Annotated in this window: 18 protein-coding genes; 9 read left to right on the top strand and 9 right to left on the bottom strand. The window is 37.4% G+C overall.

Features of this window, described 5'->3' with window-relative positions; genetic code table 11:
- Positions 1 to 190: 190 nt before the first annotated feature.
- The 3 genes from QMA08_RS01160 (at position 191) to QMA08_RS01170 (ending at position 3,178) form a co-directional block, all read left to right on the top strand.
- Positions 191 to 1,165, top strand: a complete 975-nt coding sequence (locus QMA08_RS01160; protein WP_290173378.1) for a transposase — start codon at positions 191 to 193, stop codon at positions 1,163 to 1,165.
- 664 nt (positions 1,166 to 1,829) lie between these two features.
- A complete protein-coding gene (locus tag QMA08_RS01165) occupies positions 1,830 to 2,804 on the top strand; it encodes a hypothetical protein (RefSeq protein ID WP_290173379.1) in 975 nt (324 codons plus the stop codon).
- Positions 2,804 to 3,178: a hypothetical protein gene (locus QMA08_RS01170; RefSeq protein ID WP_290173380.1), complete on the top strand. Its 375-nt coding sequence runs from the start codon at positions 2,804 to 2,806 to the stop codon at positions 3,176 to 3,178. Before QMA08_RS01165 ends, QMA08_RS01170 begins: the two co-directional genes overlap by 1 nt.
- Before the next feature lie 259 nt (positions 3,179 to 3,437).
- Here QMA08_RS01170 and QMA08_RS01175 read toward each other — a convergent pair whose 3' ends face one another.
- The gene (locus tag QMA08_RS01175; RefSeq protein ID WP_290173381.1) at positions 3,438 to 4,040 is read right to left on the bottom strand and encodes a thiamine biosynthesis protein ThiC; all 603 of its coding nucleotides are present in this window, start codon (positions 4,038 to 4,040) and stop codon (positions 3,438 to 3,440) included.
- A 312-nt stretch (positions 4,041 to 4,352) separates the two neighbouring features.
- Entirely contained in the window at positions 4,353 to 5,054 is a 702-nt protein-coding gene (locus tag QMA08_RS01180; protein WP_290173382.1) for a metal-dependent hydrolase, read from the bottom strand.
- Between the two features lie 264 nt (positions 5,055 to 5,318).
- Here QMA08_RS01180 and QMA08_RS01185 point away from each other — a divergent pair, with 264 nt between their 5' ends.
- Complete coding sequence (locus QMA08_RS01185) at positions 5,319 to 5,741, top strand: hypothetical protein (RefSeq protein WP_290173383.1); 423 nt, start codon at positions 5,319 to 5,321, stop codon at positions 5,739 to 5,741.
- Positions 5,742 to 5,808: 67 nt separating this feature from the next.
- Here QMA08_RS01185 and QMA08_RS01190 read toward each other — a convergent pair whose 3' ends face one another.
- From QMA08_RS01190 to QMA08_RS01205, 4 genes are all read right to left on the bottom strand, one after another.
- Positions 5,809 to 7,440 carry a sensor domain-containing diguanylate cyclase gene (locus QMA08_RS01190; RefSeq protein WP_290173384.1) on the bottom strand — a complete coding sequence of 544 codons (1,632 nt, stop codon included), beginning with the start codon at positions 7,438 to 7,440 and terminating at the stop codon, positions 5,809 to 5,811.
- Positions 7,433 to 7,873 carry a hypothetical protein gene (locus QMA08_RS01195; protein WP_138489075.1) on the bottom strand — a complete coding sequence of 147 codons (441 nt, stop codon included), beginning with the start codon at positions 7,871 to 7,873 and terminating at the stop codon, positions 7,433 to 7,435. The genes QMA08_RS01190 and QMA08_RS01195 overlap by 8 nt, the downstream gene beginning before the upstream one ends.
- Positions 7,873 to 9,135, bottom strand: a complete 1,263-nt coding sequence (locus QMA08_RS01200) for a hypothetical protein (protein ID WP_290173385.1) — start codon at positions 9,133 to 9,135, stop codon at positions 7,873 to 7,875. Before QMA08_RS01200 ends, QMA08_RS01195 begins: the two co-directional genes overlap by 1 nt.
- Before the next feature lie 333 nt (positions 9,136 to 9,468).
- Positions 9,469 to 10,383, bottom strand: coding sequence for a 2OG-Fe(II) oxygenase family protein (locus tag QMA08_RS01205; RefSeq protein ID WP_290173386.1), 915 nt, complete (start codon positions 10,381 to 10,383; stop codon positions 9,469 to 9,471).
- Between the two features lie 323 nt (positions 10,384 to 10,706).
- Between QMA08_RS01205 and QMA08_RS01210 the strand changes: the two genes are divergently transcribed.
- Positions 10,707 to 10,946 (top strand): hypothetical protein, encoded by a 240-nt coding sequence (locus QMA08_RS01210; protein ID WP_002962631.1) that lies wholly within the window; start codon positions 10,707 to 10,709, stop codon positions 10,944 to 10,946.
- Between the two features lie 68 nt (positions 10,947 to 11,014).
- Here the strand turns inward: QMA08_RS01210 and msrA are convergent, their stop codons facing one another.
- Positions 11,015 to 11,614, bottom strand: a complete 600-nt coding sequence (msrA, locus tag QMA08_RS01215; RefSeq protein ID WP_290173387.1) for a peptide-methionine (S)-S-oxide reductase MsrA — start codon at positions 11,612 to 11,614, stop codon at positions 11,015 to 11,017.
- 281 nt (positions 11,615 to 11,895) lie between these two features.
- On the opposite strand from msrA, the gene QMA08_RS01220 reads away from it, so the two are divergent.
- Entirely contained in the window at positions 11,896 to 12,090 is a 195-nt protein-coding gene (locus QMA08_RS01220; protein ID WP_002962627.1) for a CPXCG motif-containing cysteine-rich protein, read from the top strand.
- Between the two features lie 58 nt (positions 12,091 to 12,148).
- Here QMA08_RS01220 and QMA08_RS01225 read toward each other — a convergent pair whose 3' ends face one another.
- Complete coding sequence (locus QMA08_RS01225; RefSeq protein WP_002962626.1) at positions 12,149 to 12,349, bottom strand: hypothetical protein; 201 nt, start codon at positions 12,347 to 12,349, stop codon at positions 12,149 to 12,151.
- 107 nt (positions 12,350 to 12,456) lie between these two features.
- Here QMA08_RS01225 and QMA08_RS01230 point away from each other — a divergent pair, with 107 nt between their 5' ends.
- From QMA08_RS01230 to QMA08_RS01240, 3 genes are all read left to right on the top strand, one after another.
- Positions 12,457 to 12,939 (top strand): GNAT family N-acetyltransferase, encoded by a 483-nt coding sequence (locus tag QMA08_RS01230; protein ID WP_002962624.1) that lies wholly within the window; start codon positions 12,457 to 12,459, stop codon positions 12,937 to 12,939.
- Between the two features lie 162 nt (positions 12,940 to 13,101).
- Positions 13,102 to 13,713, top strand: coding sequence for a MarC family protein (locus QMA08_RS01235; protein ID WP_272450498.1), 612 nt, complete (start codon positions 13,102 to 13,104; stop codon positions 13,711 to 13,713).
- Positions 13,714 to 13,743: 30 nt separating this feature from the next.
- On the top strand, positions 13,744 to 14,625 hold the full coding sequence (locus QMA08_RS01240; protein WP_272450497.1) for an alpha/beta hydrolase-fold protein: 882 nt from the start codon (positions 13,744 to 13,746) through the stop codon (positions 14,623 to 14,625).
- Between the two features lie 780 nt (positions 14,626 to 15,405).
- Here the strand turns inward: QMA08_RS01240 and QMA08_RS01245 are convergent.
- Positions 15,406 to 16,614, bottom strand: coding sequence for a porin (locus QMA08_RS01245; RefSeq protein ID WP_290173388.1), 1,209 nt, complete (start codon positions 16,612 to 16,614; stop codon positions 15,406 to 15,408).
- Positions 16,615 to 16,624 lie beyond the last annotated feature (10 nt).

Below are 16,624 nucleotides of genomic sequence, written 5' to 3' on the forward strand. Positions count from 1 at the left end.
AAGCGTCAAATAAGTTTGGTTGATACAAAATACTATCACTGTATTTCACGCTGTGTTCGTCGTGCATTTTTATGTGGAATTAACAGTGACACCCATTCTTGACGATTAACAGTGACACCCATTCTAAATTTTGCTCTTTTAAAAATTAAGGACTACGTTTTAATTAGTTCAAAAAAAAGCAGGGCGTCTTATGGCAATTGCAAGAAAGCGTCAAATAAGTTTGGTTGATACAAAATACTATCACTGTATTTCACGCTGTGTTCGTCGTGCATTTTTATGTGGAGAAGACAGTTTTACTGGTCAATCTTACGAGCATCGACGAGGCTGGGTTGAAGATAAGCTGCTTGAATTAGCGAAGGTATTTTGTATTGATGTGTGTGCTTATGCTGTTATGAGTAATCACACTCATTTAGTCCTGTATGTAGATGATAATCAAGCAAACAGACTGAATGATAAAGCGATTGTTATTCGCTGGCATAAACTCTGTAAAGGCACATTGTTAACGCAAAAATATGTACAAGGTGAAAAGCTAAGTAAAGTTGAACTCATCTTTTTCAACCAAACGGTTAAACAATACCGCGAACGCCTAGCAAGTATTAGCTGGTTTATGCGGTTGTTAAATGAAGACATTGCGCGCAGAGCAAATAAAGAAGATAACTGCACAGGACGATTCTGGGAGGGTAGATTCAAATCGCAAGCATTACTAGATGAAGCAGCACTTGCAGCGTGTATGGCCTATGTCGATTTAAATCCCATTAGGGCTAAAATGGCTAACACACCAGAAGAGTCAGACCATACCAGTGTACAAAAGCGCTTAACATGCGCGACAGAAGGTAAACAGCCTAAACAGTTACTACGTTTTGCAGGTATGCCACGTCAGATTATGCCTAAAGGACTGCCGTTTGAGCTTAAATCGTACCTTGAACTTGTTGAGCTAACAGGGCGAATAATACGAGAGGATAAACGCGGGTATATTGATTACATGAACCTACCTTTGTTAGAAAGGCTTAATATATCCCCAGAGAACTGGTTAAAACTGACTACGCAATTTGCGCGCGTATTTCAAGGTGCAGTAGGCAGACCCACTTCACAAGCAAGTTACTGTGAAAATTTAAAGCGTAAACGGCGATCAAATATTAGCAACTGCGAAAAGCTACTCGCATAAAACTTAAGCTACTCAGTAAAACTATTCAGTAAAAAATCACAACTGCATTATGCTGTTATTTTCATGCGTGTAATTTAGCTTTAATAGGGCTAATTACTTATTTAACGGATGAAATAAAGTGACCCAGTTATAAAAGATAAATTCTTAACCTGAAGAGCGAATTTTTTGGCATAGTTTTATTTGTTCAATTAAAGTAGCTGTCTAGTTTAGTTATTCCGCTGTCTAGTTTAGTTATTCCTCTGTCTAGTTTAGTTACCCAGAAGTTGGCTAAAAATTAAATTGAGAGAGCAGTTCGATGATACCTCTGATGATGAAATAGATTTGAATGAGTAGTACTTTAATCGGGTAGCTGGAGGTCTCTAACCTCCAGCCCCACACCACCCATCAAGCGGGTTATCTAAAAAGATTGGTGAAAAATCTATTACCTTCAACTTAATTCATCTCTTTTCAATATGAGTGAATTGGCTTTCTAAATTGCTTGTGTTAGATTATTTTTCAAACTTGCAAAAATAATCTAAAGCGCTCTATATATTTGGGATTATATAAATTTTAGTTTTAGAGGGTGTCATTAAGTTAAAGATGATTTAATTGATTTAATTGATTTAATTGATTTGATAAATTAGATATTTATAGCGTAATAAAAATTTTAGAAGGAACTAGAGTAATGGATGAAATAATTTTATGTAAAAGCAATATGAATAGTACTTCATTAAAAAACAATTGTGGTATTGAAATGGAAGGGCTTTTCTCTTTAACATGCCCTGATCCTGACATGATAATTGCGAACAAACCATATTTATTGAAAGGTAGAAATTCGACTACTGGTACAAGTTCCTTAGCAAAGATATCCAATATTCCAAATGTAAAAAACTTAACAGACTTATCACTTTCTTTTGGTGGTGATAATTTAGTAGCTCTTTCAATGATCTCAGCAAAATTAAATGAATTTAATATAGGGCTGATGGGCACTTCGACTAGTGTCTATTCTAAAAGAGTTGGTGATTTTGCCGATGCAGTAAGTGATTATCAGAAATCACTGCTCGAATTTCGTCAAGCCATCAAGTCTAAATCACCATATAAAGCTGCGGCTAAACAAAAAGCAAAGCTTGCTTTTGATAAAATGCAAAATAAATTTAGATTGGAAGTAAAAGCAGTTACAAACCAAATCCAATCTAAACGCGGTACACCTATGACAAACTTTTCAAGGGGGGCAAATATAGCTAGGAGCAGCCGTAATGTTGCTAAGCTGGACTTAATAACCCCTACTCATGCAGATAATGTTGTTAAATTTACAAAATATTCTAAGTTTTTAGGAAATGGTTTAGCTGTAATTGATTTTGGTAGTCGGGTGGGTAACATACATAACACCTACAAAGCTGGTGATAATTGGGAGCGCGAAATGTTCGTAGAATCAACTAGTTTTATTGCAAGTGCTGCTACTGGTATCGGTGTTGTTAACGCGGGGGCTGCTGCTCTAACTTTTTTAGTCGTAGCAACTCCCGTCGGCTGGGTTGGGCTTGTTATTGGGGGATTGGCAGTAGCAGGAACTGCGGCGGCCGCCTCAATAGAAATTAATGATTATACGAAGAAAAATAGCGGTAGTTTATACGACGAAATTATGAAATGGTTTGACTCTTAATGGATATTGAAAAAACTTTATTTGTTATTTTTCTAGTTGGTTGCCTTCTTAGTGCAGTTTTATATGTTTTTTTTGGGCAAGTTACTGTACGCAAATTAAGGAAAAACCCAAACACCAAAGAGCTTCTTGGTATGGAGTATATAAGTGGCTGGGATATCATAAATGTTGCTAAAGTATTCTCACTACCAAGGAAATGGATGCTCAAGGTTGAAAAGAGTAAGTTTGCATTTATGTATGCAAACTCGTCTGCTTTATACGAAAATACAACAATATTCGATAGGGTACTTGGTTGTATCTTCTATTGGTCATTGACTCTTTCAGGTTTATTCGGGGCTTTTTTCGCACTCCTAAACTCACTCGGTTTTTTTGATTAACACATGTTGATGGGGTTTTTAGCTAATAAAGTCAGCTATGGCTCCAATCACCAAAACTTAAATTAGCAAAACTTTATGTTTTAAGCTATCAACGTCCTCTAAAAGCGCAGCGCCTCATAGCCTCTTTGTGAAAACTTATTAAGGTGGTTGGCATTTTAAATTCCATCACTTTAAACGTAAAACATCGGCGCATATATGTAATACACGCCGATGTTTATAACTTATTTAAGTAAGCACATTACTTATAAGATATTAAACCTTAGTCTACTTTACGGTAAAGACTTATTAAACAGATTGCCAAAAGTAACGTGGCAATCATGCCTGATGCGCCAGCAACACCTGATGGCAAAAATCCATCGCGACCAAAGGTAATTAAAATACCATTGGCTAACATTGCAACTGCGCCAGCAAGGGCTGTAAGGCTACCGATGGCTTTGCCACCTTTAGCTATAAAAGACAGGCCAAAAATAAGTGCTGCTAATCCCAATAGTACTTTAGCTGCGTAGTAAATCATGAATGACAAAGAAACTACGCCACCAATTAAAGGTTGTGCGCCTTCTACTGTGCCTGCAACTTTGCCAAATGTTGAAAACAACGTAAGGCCAATACTTACCTGCACTATGTTAAGTACTGCACTAAACGCGATAGCCGACCAGCCTAGTTGAGCGTTTTTTGCTTGCACCATAGCTGCGCCTGCAAAGGCAACAAGTAAAGTAAATACCAGTGCTTCTAGCCCCCAAGCAACCTGTCTTGAAAAACTAATTTCAGCACTGTAAAGCGCTGAATAAATACCCTGTGATATCGCCAATACCAACAATAACGATGCTGTAATTAGGGCGGTGCGTTTATGTGTAAATTCCATTATGGACCTCTTTTGATTTTATATTTGACGCTTTCAACAGTTGTTGCGGGTTTGAATGTATCAAACTGCTTAGTATTTGTATTAAATAGCGTTTATCGTTGTAGGTATAAGACAGGTAAAGCGAGTAAATTATTTCACTTAAACCTATAAAAGTATTAATTAATAACAAACAGGACTTTGCAAAGCCGCTTTGGTTTAGCCATGCATGTATCTAAAAGCGCAGTGCCTCATGCCCTCTTAATAAATCAACATTTGATTACCAAGAGGGCACACATTTTGAGTATGTGGACAAACGGCTTATTACTTATGGCGTTAAGATAAAAACGTAAAATGAGACCAGTCACTTAACGCTGTAATAGTTTGTTCTGTGGGAGGGGCAACATAGATCAAACCTGCAATGGCAATAATTGAAGCTAGCGTAATTAGTTTATTATCGAAGTCGGCTATTTTTAAAGCGGTGCCAAAAGAGCGTTTAATGGTGACGTTACTTAAATCTACACTGTAAATTTCATCCAGCAATAAATGAATTAATCCGCCGAGTAAAATAAACCCACCCGTTAACCAGGCAAAGACGGCTGCTTGTGTGGTTGATTGGTCATTCAGTTTCCATGTTACTTGAGTCGTTATTAGCGCGCATAACAGTATAAATAGTAAAGAGTGGCAACTACCTCTGTGTACTGTGATCCATTCAAAAATAGGTCTAATAATATATTTCATAAATCCGTAAACCAATAACGGCACTATGATTAACTCGATAAAGCTAATTTCAATAATGAGCTCGGTAGTTATGTAATGCAGTACCAGTAATACAGCGCTGAGTGCGAATAAGTTAAAAATAGTATCGAGTGATGTTGAGTTATCTGAATCTATGTCGGGCAATAAGCCGCCAATTGAGCCTAAAAACCATAACCAAAGTGCGTCTTTTAAATCGATATGGCCTGCAGATAATAAAGTGGCCGAGCCTAAACCTGTGATGATTACGGCAGTATTAAGATGAGTATTGAAGTTTGCCATTGTATCTCTTTATGGGAAAAAGTAGGGCATTCTATCAATTGAAAAGTTTATTGTTCAATATTCTTTTTAAATAGATTTTTTATTACTTTGATTAATCGCTAATAGTACAATTGTTATTCTGTATTGTGGTTAGTAATAGAAGCAAGTTGTAATTTTTTTGATAAAAATCAATAATACGGACAGTTTTTATTGTCTGTTGGCCTTTTGTGTTTTTGATAAAAGCCTAGCTATCAACTTATATAAAACGGCTTAACTGGAATTCACATGAACCAAAATAGATATAAAGCATCGTTTCCTGCGCCTGACATTGGTAGTAACTATTTTGTCTCATCAACTTGGAGTAGTTATGGTTTCTGGGCTTTATTAGCACTGACTCCGCTTGCTCATTACATGATGTACTATACCGAAGATGGTTTAGCGCATGGGGAAGATTTAAACACTTTAGTGTATGTAATACTTGGTGCTATTAGCTTGTTTGTTTTAAATATTGCAGCCCAACCTATATGTTGGTTAGGCAGGCTTTTGGCAGTTGTTTGCTTTAGCATTAGTCTGTTTTTTATATTATTGCTTATTTACCTCAGTGTATATTCACACTTTCCAATTGCTTATTTAGGTGCTATTTCTTATTTTGGGTTAGCGGCTTATTTTTATAATAAAGACTATTTGAAAGTCGTTAAAACTTTATAGCATTAGCTTCTGCTGTCTATTTTCGCAACTTCAAGAAACTGTATGCTATTATTTAAGTCACACCATCTTACTTTTTAAACTCGTCATAAAATGCAATTTTCCCTCGGCCTGTTTCTTTTACGTGGTAGAGCATTTTGTCACCATTGATCATTAATTCGAGTAACTCATCACCATCTTTAGGGCCGACTGCAATACCAATGCTGGCACCCACGGCGCATGTTTTATTTTGTGAAATATAAATGTCTTGTTGTAGCTCGTTTAGTAAAGCGATTGATTGCTCACGCGTTGCTGCTTTGTTGTAGGTATTAACCTGCCTTGCAACAATAAACTCGTCACCGCCTAGGCGGATGCATATGTCGGTTTCTTGGTTAAAGTGCTTTTTAAATCGGTGTGCTATTTCAATAAGTACTTTATCACCTGCTTCGTGGCCGTAGGTGTCGTTAATGGGTTTAAACTTATCTAAATCAATCATCATTAGTACTAAATGTTCATTATGTTTAATACATTCACGTAGTGCTTTTTTAAGGCGGTTTTCACCGGCGCGTCGGTTTAATAAGCCAGTGAGTGGGTCGTGATCGGCTTCAAAGCGGGTTTGCTGTTCGCGTTCTGCGCGCTCGGTTACATCGTGTAAAATTACTTCTACTAGCTGCTCTTGTTTGGGGTTTCGTTTGGTATCTCTTTGGTCTGTTAACCTTACAAATAAACAATGAAACCATACCGTTTTATAGCCAACTTTACACTCTACATCTAAGGTGGTTTGTGGTGGGTTTTTAGCAGAGCGAATATCTGCCAGTAGGCTTTGTAATTCGTCTACATTGCTAAGTAACTCAGGAAAATGCAAGGTTGGTAATTCTTCTTCACCAGGTACGGTAAAGTAATGCTTAAATGCAGGGTTAAAGGTGGTGATAATGTTTTTGTCATCGAGTAAACAAATACCTGCGCTGGCTTGTTCAAAAATAAGTCTAAATTTAGCTTCTAGCTCTTGAGTTTTTTTACGCAGTGTTTGCTCATTACTAATAGTTAAATGTAGCTCGTGCATTAAGGCATTTATACCTTGGGTTAAACGGCTTATTTCGTCCCGCTTGCCTTGCTTGAAGGTTAGCATTTTAAGGGTTTCTGGCTCGCTTGGATTTATTTTAGCAAAGCTGTCGGTTAGGTTTTGAATAGGCTGTGTAAGCCAGCGCTGAACTACCAGCGATACAAAAAATGCGATAACAATGGATTGAATCAGCATTAAGATAAATTCTTTTATAAGCGCTGACTGTGCTTGTTGTTCAATAAAGTTATCGTCAGGGTATATGGCGAGTACACCTATAAAAGTGTCTTCTATAAAAGGGTGAACTAATTTAATTAAAACAGCTTCATTTTTTTTGTTAGTAGATCCTTTTGCTATAAATAAATCCATCTCTCCTTTAGGGTTTACTTCTCCTTCTAGGCTTGCGCCTTGCACTAAGTCGTTACTGAGTAGGCCGTTAATAATTTCTTGGCTTAATTCACGGTCGTTTAGGTAGGCTGCTATGGCGGCTGTTTTTTCCATTGTTTGCGCTAACTGTTGAACGAGTAAGTAATTTGTATTTTTTTTCTCTTTAAAGCCTGAGTAATAAGAGAGCATAGACGAGACTAAAGACACAACAATAGCAACTAACGCAATTGATATAGCGACGCGTATGTAGAGTTTTTGGCTAATAATTTTAATCAAATGTGTATACCACTTTTACTTCATCTGTAACTTGCGATAGCGGAATGTAGCCAATTGCAAATTGTGATGCTGCTATTTTGTTTATTGCGTCTTCTACCGATGTTGAAGGAGTGGGTGGCTTTGCACGCCCTGAAAATAAAAGCCTTGCCCAATAAGCATTAATTTTTTGCTCATTTTTGTTGACCAGCTGCAGGTAAAAGTCGTTTTTTAATGTTGATTGCGCGGGCAAATCAAGCGGTTTTGATGTCTCACCATCAGGGAAAGTTAAATACCGGCCCATGTAAATATCAATAATTTCTCGTTTTGATAATGCGTTAATCGCATTGCTTTTATTAACCACGACTACAAACTCTGTAGATTTAGCATAAAAGCTCATAAAAAGCAGGCACAAGGGCAGCAATGCAGTTATAAACAAGTTGCGAGGGCTCATCATTAAAACACCATACTAGCATTTAGACTAAGTATATGTACTTTGTGGCCCTCATCAACATCTGAAGGGTTGCTAAGACTCCATAAGCCAGCGCCTTGAGGCTTTATATCAAAGCGGTCTAACTGGGCTTTTAATGCTATGCTCTCAGACAGTTGCCATTTTACGCCTACGTTAATTGAGTGTTGGTGAACATTGGTAACTTTAACAGCAGACTGACTGGCAACTGCGAGTTGTTGTATAGGCACTGAAAATTGCTCGGGAGTGCTTGGCGGAAAAGCAGGATCGTTTACTTTTATTACGTCATGTCGGTGTTTAGCCGCTGTAAAACCTGTATAAAATATTGCGTTATCTACACGGTAACCTGCACTAATGTAGCCACTAAGAACTGACGGAGCAACTATCCAATCGGATTCTGAAATACCCACCTCAGATTGGATTAGCCAATTGTTGTGATCGTAAGTTAGCCCAAACGCGGCGTATTCTATACTGTTACCTTTGGTGTTAAATTTGTTTGATATTTTTTGCGCTTGCGGCCATATACTTTGTGGTATTGAGTTGAGTGCGGCTAAATACTCATCTAAAGAGGTTAACTTATAATCCCCAAAGTCTGACTTTGATAATGAAAAACGCATAGTCCATGCATCTAAAGAGTAGGTTGCGCTAAAAGTTGTTAAGTTATCAAAATCAATAAAAAAGTCGTTATTATAGGCTTGTAGCTTGGCTGTTGTAATACCATAAGCAAGTTTTAAACGTAAAAAACCGTCGTTAATTGCTTTGCTGTATTCCACATCTACACCATCGAAATTTCCTGCAATGTTTGCAAACGAGTAGTACGAATGAGGCGGGCGCACCCATAAATAGGCATACCCTACGTAAGGGTATTCCGATAGTAAGTAAAGGTCGCTATTTAACCTGCCTGCACGAATAGCCCAATGACGGGTAGGGCGATAGCGCACAAAGGCGAGCTCTAAAAAATTATCAAAGCTTTTAAAGGCATGATCTTGAATAACTACTTGAAACACAGAGTCCCAATTTTTGGCCAATGATATATTAGCCTGCCCACCTAAAATTGAATCTCGCGTTGCTGAAAAACCAGATTCGTTGACATTTGAATAACTCGATGCAAAGCCAATATCTGAATCGTCCGTGTAGCTGAGTGTTAAGGATGCAAAACCGCTAAATTGCACGTCTACTTCATCTGCATAGCTTTTATTAGCAGCGGAAATTACCAATATAGCTATGGCAATTGTACCTCGGAACAACATGTTAGCGCTTATTTTTATGATATAGATAGTAAAAAGATAGCACAGTTTATTAAATTACCAACTTAAGCATTACAGTGGCTTATCAATTAAATACAAAAAAACATGACATCCCCCTAAATTTTGTACTTTGTTAAGCGAAGTACTGGACATAAGAAAAGCAAGGCGGAAAATTTGTGTTATCTATTGTTATAAGTGGCGACAATATAGATTATGAATAGGGCGGTTTTTTGATATTACTATATTTAAAACGTGTTGGTTACTGGATGAGCTTTATTTTTATAAGGCTGCTTAAATTAGGCAGCCATTTGTATTTAAAACGTTAAAAGCGATTACTTAAAATGGTGCATAGCCATCATTTGGTTTGTTTGGGTTAGTCCAGCGCTGTTTAGCATCAACAGGAATGCGTGGTGCACCTTGTGCTGGTAATCGACCGCGCTCCCCATACAACCACAATACAAAGTTAGTTCGCTCGCCACTGGTAATAGGCTTGGCTGCGTGTGCAATATTGCCTCGATGTAACATGGCAGTACCAGGCTTAAAGGTAAGTGATTTAATGTCACCTGTGTACGGGTGATAAAAGTCCACTTGTGACCCTGTAAACTCTTCGCCTGGTAAATTTAGGTTAATGTTAAGCGTTACAGCTGATGCGTCGGTATGTGGGCGAATTGACGAATCTGTATTTGGCTCATAATAAATTGAAAAGCCAAATGTTTGTGTATCAAACCCCATAACTTCCGGGAACAGCATACGTGAAATAGGGCGCATATAAGTGTTTAGTATTTCGTTATAAAATGCTTGAAAGCTTGGCGCGGCTAAATAACCTTCTGATCGGCTATCAAGCATGGCACCACGGTGATTTAACACTATGCCGTATGGCGGGCGCATAGGGATTTGCGAATTCCATACTTGTTCTAAATATCCGCGTAATACAGCTAGGCGCTCAGGATCAAAAAATTGAAATTGAAACACATCAGGCGCTACTTCGTGTAATAACGCTTTTACGGCCAGCTCTTTTGATGGATCTTCCCATGCTTGCTTTACTGCTTCGCGCAGGTTTTTATCAAGTAGTGTGTCGTCAAGTGTAAACGTTGAGCTATCTATTGATGTGGCTTCCCATTCGCTCCACGCGTTTGTAATTAGGTCAGTGTTGTTTATCCAAAAGTTTTGTACTGCTGGTTCACGGTAAAGCATGGCTTGTCGTGTTGGTAACTCTAGAGCACGCGCTAGTTGTAATTGCTTGGCAAACATTTTGTGTAACTCCAGCTGTTGAATTTTGTTTATATCAATTTAGGAGTGCAATTTATTGTATTTGATTTAGTAGATAAACAGCCTGCTTTAGGAAACAGAATATACTATTTATTGATAATGAATCCTAAAACTGAGTATCTTAAGTCAAGCAGTGCTGTCCACTTAAAGCGAAGTGATATGTATTCTATTAGCTATTCAAGCATTTAGCTTAATAACAAAGGCTTTATGAAATAGACGGTGTATAAATAAACCTTTATTATAAATTCCTTATTTTGCCTATGTTATAGCTAGGATTTAATAGCAATATAAAATGGAGATTAATTGTGGAAGATAAATTAAAAGAAAAAAGTGTGACACAGAAATTTTTTGGTGAATATTCTTGGATGTATCAAGTTTCAGCGTTTGTTGCTTTTATTATGGTTATTTACATTAGCTTTAATGGAGAAGGAAATGTTTGGACACAGCTTGTGAGAGGTGATTTTAATTCTGCCTTGCTTGTTAGCATTGTTGGTTATTTATCTGAATTTAGATATCGATTTATTAAAGAATCTCGCAATAACTAAAATATTAAAAAGCTGATAATTAAACCAGCCTTTTAATATTTTACTGTGGTATACCTGATTTAACGTGATTAATGGGTTGCTCTGTCGCCCCAAATTTCTTCTAGGCGGCTGTCGCGACCACAACGCCAACGATAAGTGTTGTATCGGATTGGATTGTTTTTGTAATAATCTTGGTGAAAGCTTTCCCTCCCTTTTATAGGGTAAAAGGTGCTTGCGTTTAGTATAGGTGTAACCACAGTTTGATTAGGGAACTCGGCAACTACTGCTGCTTTTGTTTTTTCGGCTAATTTACGTTGTTCGTCGTTTTGTACAAATATAGCGCTTAAGTAACTAGGGCCTTTATCACAAAATTGGCCTTTGGCATCAAAGGGATCAATATTTACCCAGTAATGATCAAGTATGCCCTGATAGTTTACTATGGCCGGATCGTAAGTAATTTCTACCGCCTCGTAATGGCCTTTATGATTACCATTGTATGTCGGGTTTTTAAGTTTACCGCCAGTAAAGCCCGATATTACATCGGTTACGCCTTCTAGCTTTTCAAAGTCACTTTCCATACACCAAAAACAACCTCCAGCTAGAACGGCTTTTTCGGTTTTAGCTGCATGGGAAAATGTACTAAACAAAATAACGGCAGATGTTAATGCAAGCGTAAGTGATTTTTTCATAAAATTATCCATCTGTACTGTGAGTTTATAAATACTTATAAAGTTAGACCCGCTAAGTGCTAATACAATTTCATTGTAGAGGGCTGGCCAACTTATCTATGGTTAAAAATATTGTGCTTTGACAAGTTTTATAGGGATAAGGCTAGTAACAAGATCACTATTTAAGTTAGTAGCACGGTTTAATTGGGTTAGCCAAGTATGCGTTATTTAATGGGGTGTTGAATTATGCTTACGTGTTCATTAAAGTGACAACATTCGTGATATAAATTAGCAGGTGATAAATGAACCAGTTAACAGAAACATCAATAAGCTGCCCTTATTGTGGAGAAAGTATAGAAGTATTACTTGATGCAGCAGATATTGATGAGCAATACATAGAAGACTGCCAAGTATGCTGTAAGCCTATTTCGTTTGTGGTATTTGAAAATGATGACGAGCTAAACGTTAATGTTTACAGCGAAGACGATGCATTTTAACTCGTTAATTAGATAGTAGGCTGCAAAATAGCAGCCTTTTTACTGTGTATGTGTTTGGTTAGCTATTTTGCTCACGCGCTAATTGGTTAGGAAGAAGTTCTTCTACTATTTCGCGTGCTGGAAGCGTATAGCGTGTGCCGTCAAACATTACTGAGGTAAACTCGTTAATATTAGTAATGCCTGTTAAGGTCCAGCCTTCGCCGCGCTTTGGGCAATATACTGTGGTAGTGGGTTGTATTACTTTAAAATCGTCACTCATTACGTTCTCTTACTCTTTTTGCTTTAAAGATAATGCTTGTTAATGGGGTATGGTAAGTTAATAATGCGTGCCCATAAAGAGCTAATTTAACTAACCACTTAAATAAAATGTTTAACACCACAAAGCTTGAGCGCGTTACGCTACGTTTAGTTACCCACAAACACGCAGCGTGTTTATTTAATATTTTAAATCACCCGCACGTGTCAGAATTTAACGACTACGAAACACCACTTAGCAAAACGCAAATCAAACAATTAATACAAGATGATATTAGTGCCTACTACGAAGGTGAAGTAATTCGAGTTGCAATTGAACATAATATATCTGGAAAGTTAATGGGTACTTGTGGGCTTTATAATTTAACCCCGTGTAAAAGTAGTGCGTTTATAGGATTTGAGCTGCATCCTGACTTTTGGGATAAGGGCGTAATGTTTGAAGTGGTGACCGGTTTTATTGAAACTCTAGTTAAGCATATTCCGCTTAAACATTTGTCTGCTGAGGTGAGTGCACATAATGCACGTTCCCATAATTTACTTATGAAACTGGGCTTTAGTTTAAGAGAAAATTCTATTTGGCATAAATCACTTTAACTCAAGACGGCAATTATAAGTGCTTACCTTTTTTCAATCCTCAATCCTTAAAGCTCAGTAAATAAAATACAAAAAATAGCGGCTTTCTATTATAGTTAAGCGTAAGCAAATGAATTTGTTACCCGTGTTTTATTAAACATTTACGCTTAACAAGGATTTTATATGCTAGAAAAACTCTCTCAAGATGCGCTTGTAATTTGGGCGACCATTGACCCAATAGGCACTATGGCGCTGTTTGCTGCGCTTACTTCTCATTTAACTGATCAACAACGCCGTAAAACTGCATTTAAAACGGTACTTTATGCCGGGGGCGTATTATTGGGTTCTATTTTAATAGGGCAACTAATACTTAATGCGATGGGAATTAGGTTGGTGTCGTTTCAGTTAGGGGGCGGAATTATATTGTTTTTGTTTGGCCTGCAAATGATTTTTGGAAACGATTCTAACAAAGCCAAACAAGACCCCGATCACGATATAGCCGTGTTTCCGCTTGCTATACCGGCAACGGCGACTCCTGGCGCTATTTTGGCGGTAATACTACTTACCGATAACCACATACACCCAATTACTACTCAAATAGGCACAGCGCTTGTTACAATTGGTGTGTTGGGTATTACTTTAATACTGTTGCTGCTTTCGGGTAAAATTATTAAGCTAATTGGTGTTGGCGGCGCGTCTATTTTAACGCGAGTGATGGGCATGATTTTAGCCGCGTTTTCGGTAGAGCTTATTATGACCGCGCTGGAAATAAAGCAATGGGTTAAGCTCGATTAAATAACTCCTAAACATTGAAAGGAATGCCGTATGGCAATAAAAATAACAAAACACTATATTATTAATTTAAGTTTAGCCGTAGTCATTTTTGCTATTGGTATTTTAGCTATACGTTATTATAACCATTATGTATCGGCCTATACAGATGTAACAATTAACTCAAGCGTGCTTAATGAGTCGCGCAAAGTGTTTATAAGATTGCCCGCTAATTACAATCCTAAAAAAGCGTATCCGTTAATTATTAAAACCGATGGTAACTTTAATTTAGATACATGGGATAAAGCACTTACAAAACAAGCTAAGAGCGAAAAAGGGGATAAGGCTATATTGGTGTCTATTCCTAATTTGTTTTTTACAGATACACGTAATCGCGATTTAGTACCTCCTTATGCCCGCCAAGATGTAAATACACAAGCGCGTCCAGAGCATGAAACACTTATTGAACCAAATGGTGAAGCCGACAAGTTTTTAGCGTTTATTGAAACTGAGTTACTCCCTTATTTATCAGCAAAATATAAGCTTAGTAATAACCGTGTATTAAGTGGTTTTTCGGCAGGTGGTAGCTTTGTGCTTTATACACTGCATACAAAGCCTGAATTGTTTAATGGCTATTTTGCTTTTAGCCCAGCGGCTTGGTATGACGATATGACCGTAGTTAATAATTTAGAAGCGTTTTTAAATGCTCAAGATAACAAAGTTAAATCGTCTACTTATTTATATCTTTCGGTGGGCGGGGCAGAGCATCCGTTAATGTTAAAAGCGTTTAGTAATTTAGAGACCGTTTTAACAGCCAACCCTAACAATAACCTTGTGTGGCAAAGTGCTATAAACAAAGGTGCTGAGCATTCAGATAATCCATCAATTAGTGTGGCTAAGGCATTAGCTGGTTATAGTACGTTTATTAAAAAGTAGGTTAGATAGGTTTAAGCGACAACTGTATACATATACAGTTGTCGCTATTTCATCTATTTATGATAACGAATCAGCTTTATAACAATTTACTTAGTTCAATATTATTAACGACTTACAAAAAAGCTAGGTTTAAATTATTTTTGCACTGCAATTACATGTACTGTTTTTATATACAGTTCACAACTATTAAATTAGAATACCGTCAGTACCCATGAAGCATATACACATCTATTTGTTACTGCTTTTAATCAGCCTTTCGCCTTTGTGATCAGCAATAAGCAGTGTAAGTACTTTGCTATTTCAATATAGTTTCAGCATCTTTTTATACTCTTAATGCAGTTAATATAAATTGGCTGGTGGCTTTACAGCAAAAGAACACATCATACTAAATATTGCTATAAGGCTAAACTTAGCAATAGAGTCAAATTAGAAAAAAGTAATCAAAATAATAAAGCCTGCGATAACTACATCTACTAAAAATATAAATGCCGAGTGTGGACTATGAGTGCTTAATTAAAGTTTTCCCCGCTCATTGTAATGAGCAGAAAAACGGTAAACGTTAAAAATAGGGGCATCGTGAATGGTGCTATTACAAATTAAAAAAGCAGATACCATTGCGGCTGTTAATGCCTTTTTTGAAATAGCCTTAAATGCAAAATTGAGTATTGAAAAAAGTATGGCGGAATAAAAAAAAGCCCAGTTAAAAAAGTTAAAAGGGCTAAAAGGGTTGTGCTTAGGGAAGTTGTAGTCGTTTTATAAACTTATATTTAAAACTTATATTTAAAACTTATATCTAAAACCAAATGCTATACCGTCATCTTCCGACTGTTCCATTTGTGCTTGTTGATCGTCGTTATCGCTTTCAAAGTCGCTAAAGTCTTTACGCGCTTCTACGTAGGCAATAGTGTCTTCGTCAATTAAGTAGTGAAGGCCAATAACAGCAAACTGACGCTTAAACACATCTTCTGGGTCGGCGTTAAAGTTTGGCTGAATTACGTAATCATCACCGGCATCAAACACGTTGTAGGCAATAAAAGGGCGAAAATCGTTATCAAAGCGGTAAGATGCAAATGTTTCTACACCGATTGCGTCTTTAATTAAGCGACCAATGTTATCTGTGTCGTGGTTTTTGTTTTTATTTACGTTGGCTGCAACGTATAGGCCGGGCTCATCAATGTTGCCCCACATAATACCTGCACCATAAATTAAATCTTCAACATTGCGAGTAGAACCATCGCCAAACGTTAAATCAAACTCACCACGGTTAACACCTGCTGTAAGTGTTAGCATGTCAGTTGGGGTATAAGTTACAGACGCACCAAATGTGTAATTAAATTCAACTTCTTGGGCTGCACTATCGCCAGAGTTCCAAAGTGCTTCACATTCTTCTTCTGAAATGTCGGTTACGTCACAGGTAAAAAATTCGCTGTTTTTAAGCTGCGCTTGTACTGCAAAACTAAAATCGTTATAGCTATTGCGGTACTGCACTAATTTATCTCCACGACCAGTGCCATTAACAGCGCCATCGTCTTTGTTATAGGTGTAAACACCAGCCGCATTACCATCCCATACAAAGCTATTATTTGTGCCGTAAACTACGTCGTACCATGCACCCCATTGTTTACCAATGGTAAGTTGGCCATATTTTTCGTGCGAAAGCCCTGCGTAACCTAAACGGTTGTATAAAAACTCATCCTGGATAGACTCAAAACGGTTGTTATAAATAATATCGCTGCTGCCAACAGGGTTTACACCCCATTCTACGAGTGCGAGTGCAGTCCAGTCTTTCTTAAGCTTTCGGGTAAATCCAAAGTTAATGCGCGAGGTACCGTTAACAACTTCGGTTTCGTTTTGTGTATTAATTACACGCACATCAAGATATCCACCAACTTCAACAGTATTTTTGTCATCTTTGTATAATTCTACTGCCGAAACAGCGGGTGCGAATACAATACTTGCGCTAATAAGCGTCGCTAATTTTTTGCTCATCTTGTGTGTT

This window comes from Pseudoalteromonas sp. APC 3355 (genome assembly GCF_030407615.1).
Classification (GTDB): domain Bacteria; phylum Pseudomonadota; class Gammaproteobacteria; order Enterobacterales; family Alteromonadaceae; genus Pseudoalteromonas; species Pseudoalteromonas distincta.

Coding starts and splice junctions, on each gene's coding strand:
- QMA08_RS01160 (WP_290173378.1), top strand. CDS start 191: ATGGCAATTGCAAGAAAGCGTCAAATAAGTTTGGTTGATACAAAATAC.
- QMA08_RS01165 (WP_290173379.1), top strand. CDS start 1,830: ATGGATGAAATAATTTTATGTAAAAGCAATATGAATAGTACTTCATTA.
- QMA08_RS01170 (WP_290173380.1), top strand. CDS start 2,804: ATGGATATTGAAAAAACTTTATTTGTTATTTTTCTAGTTGGTTGCCTT.
- QMA08_RS01175 (WP_290173381.1), bottom strand. CDS start 4,040: ATGGAATTTACACATAAACGCACCGCCCTAATTACAGCATCGTTATTG.
- QMA08_RS01180 (WP_290173382.1), bottom strand. CDS start 5,054: ATGGCAAACTTCAATACTCATCTTAATACTGCCGTAATCATCACAGGT.
- QMA08_RS01185 (WP_290173383.1), top strand. CDS start 5,319: ATGAACCAAAATAGATATAAAGCATCGTTTCCTGCGCCTGACATTGGT.
- QMA08_RS01195 (WP_138489075.1), bottom strand. CDS start 7,873: ATGATGAGCCCTCGCAACTTGTTTATAACTGCATTGCTGCCCTTGTGC.
- QMA08_RS01200 (WP_290173385.1), bottom strand. CDS start 9,135: ATGTTGTTCCGAGGTACAATTGCCATAGCTATATTGGTAATTTCCGCT.
- QMA08_RS01205 (WP_290173386.1), bottom strand. CDS start 10,383: ATGTTTGCCAAGCAATTACAACTAGCGCGTGCTCTAGAGTTACCAACA.
- msrA (WP_290173387.1), bottom strand. CDS start 11,614: ATGAAAAAATCACTTACGCTTGCATTAACATCTGCCGTTATTTTGTTT.
- QMA08_RS01220 (WP_002962627.1), top strand. CDS start 11,896: ATGAACCAGTTAACAGAAACATCAATAAGCTGCCCTTATTGTGGAGAA.
- QMA08_RS01225 (WP_002962626.1), bottom strand. CDS start 12,349: ATGAGTGACGATTTTAAAGTAATACAACCCACTACCACAGTATATTGC.
- QMA08_RS01230 (WP_002962624.1), top strand. CDS start 12,457: ATGTTTAACACCACAAAGCTTGAGCGCGTTACGCTACGTTTAGTTACC.
- QMA08_RS01235 (WP_272450498.1), top strand. CDS start 13,102: ATGCTAGAAAAACTCTCTCAAGATGCGCTTGTAATTTGGGCGACCATT.
- QMA08_RS01240 (WP_272450497.1), top strand. CDS start 13,744: ATGGCAATAAAAATAACAAAACACTATATTATTAATTTAAGTTTAGCC.
- QMA08_RS01245 (WP_290173388.1), bottom strand. CDS start 16,614: ATGAGCAAAAAATTAGCGACGCTTATTAGCGCAAGTATTGTATTCGCA.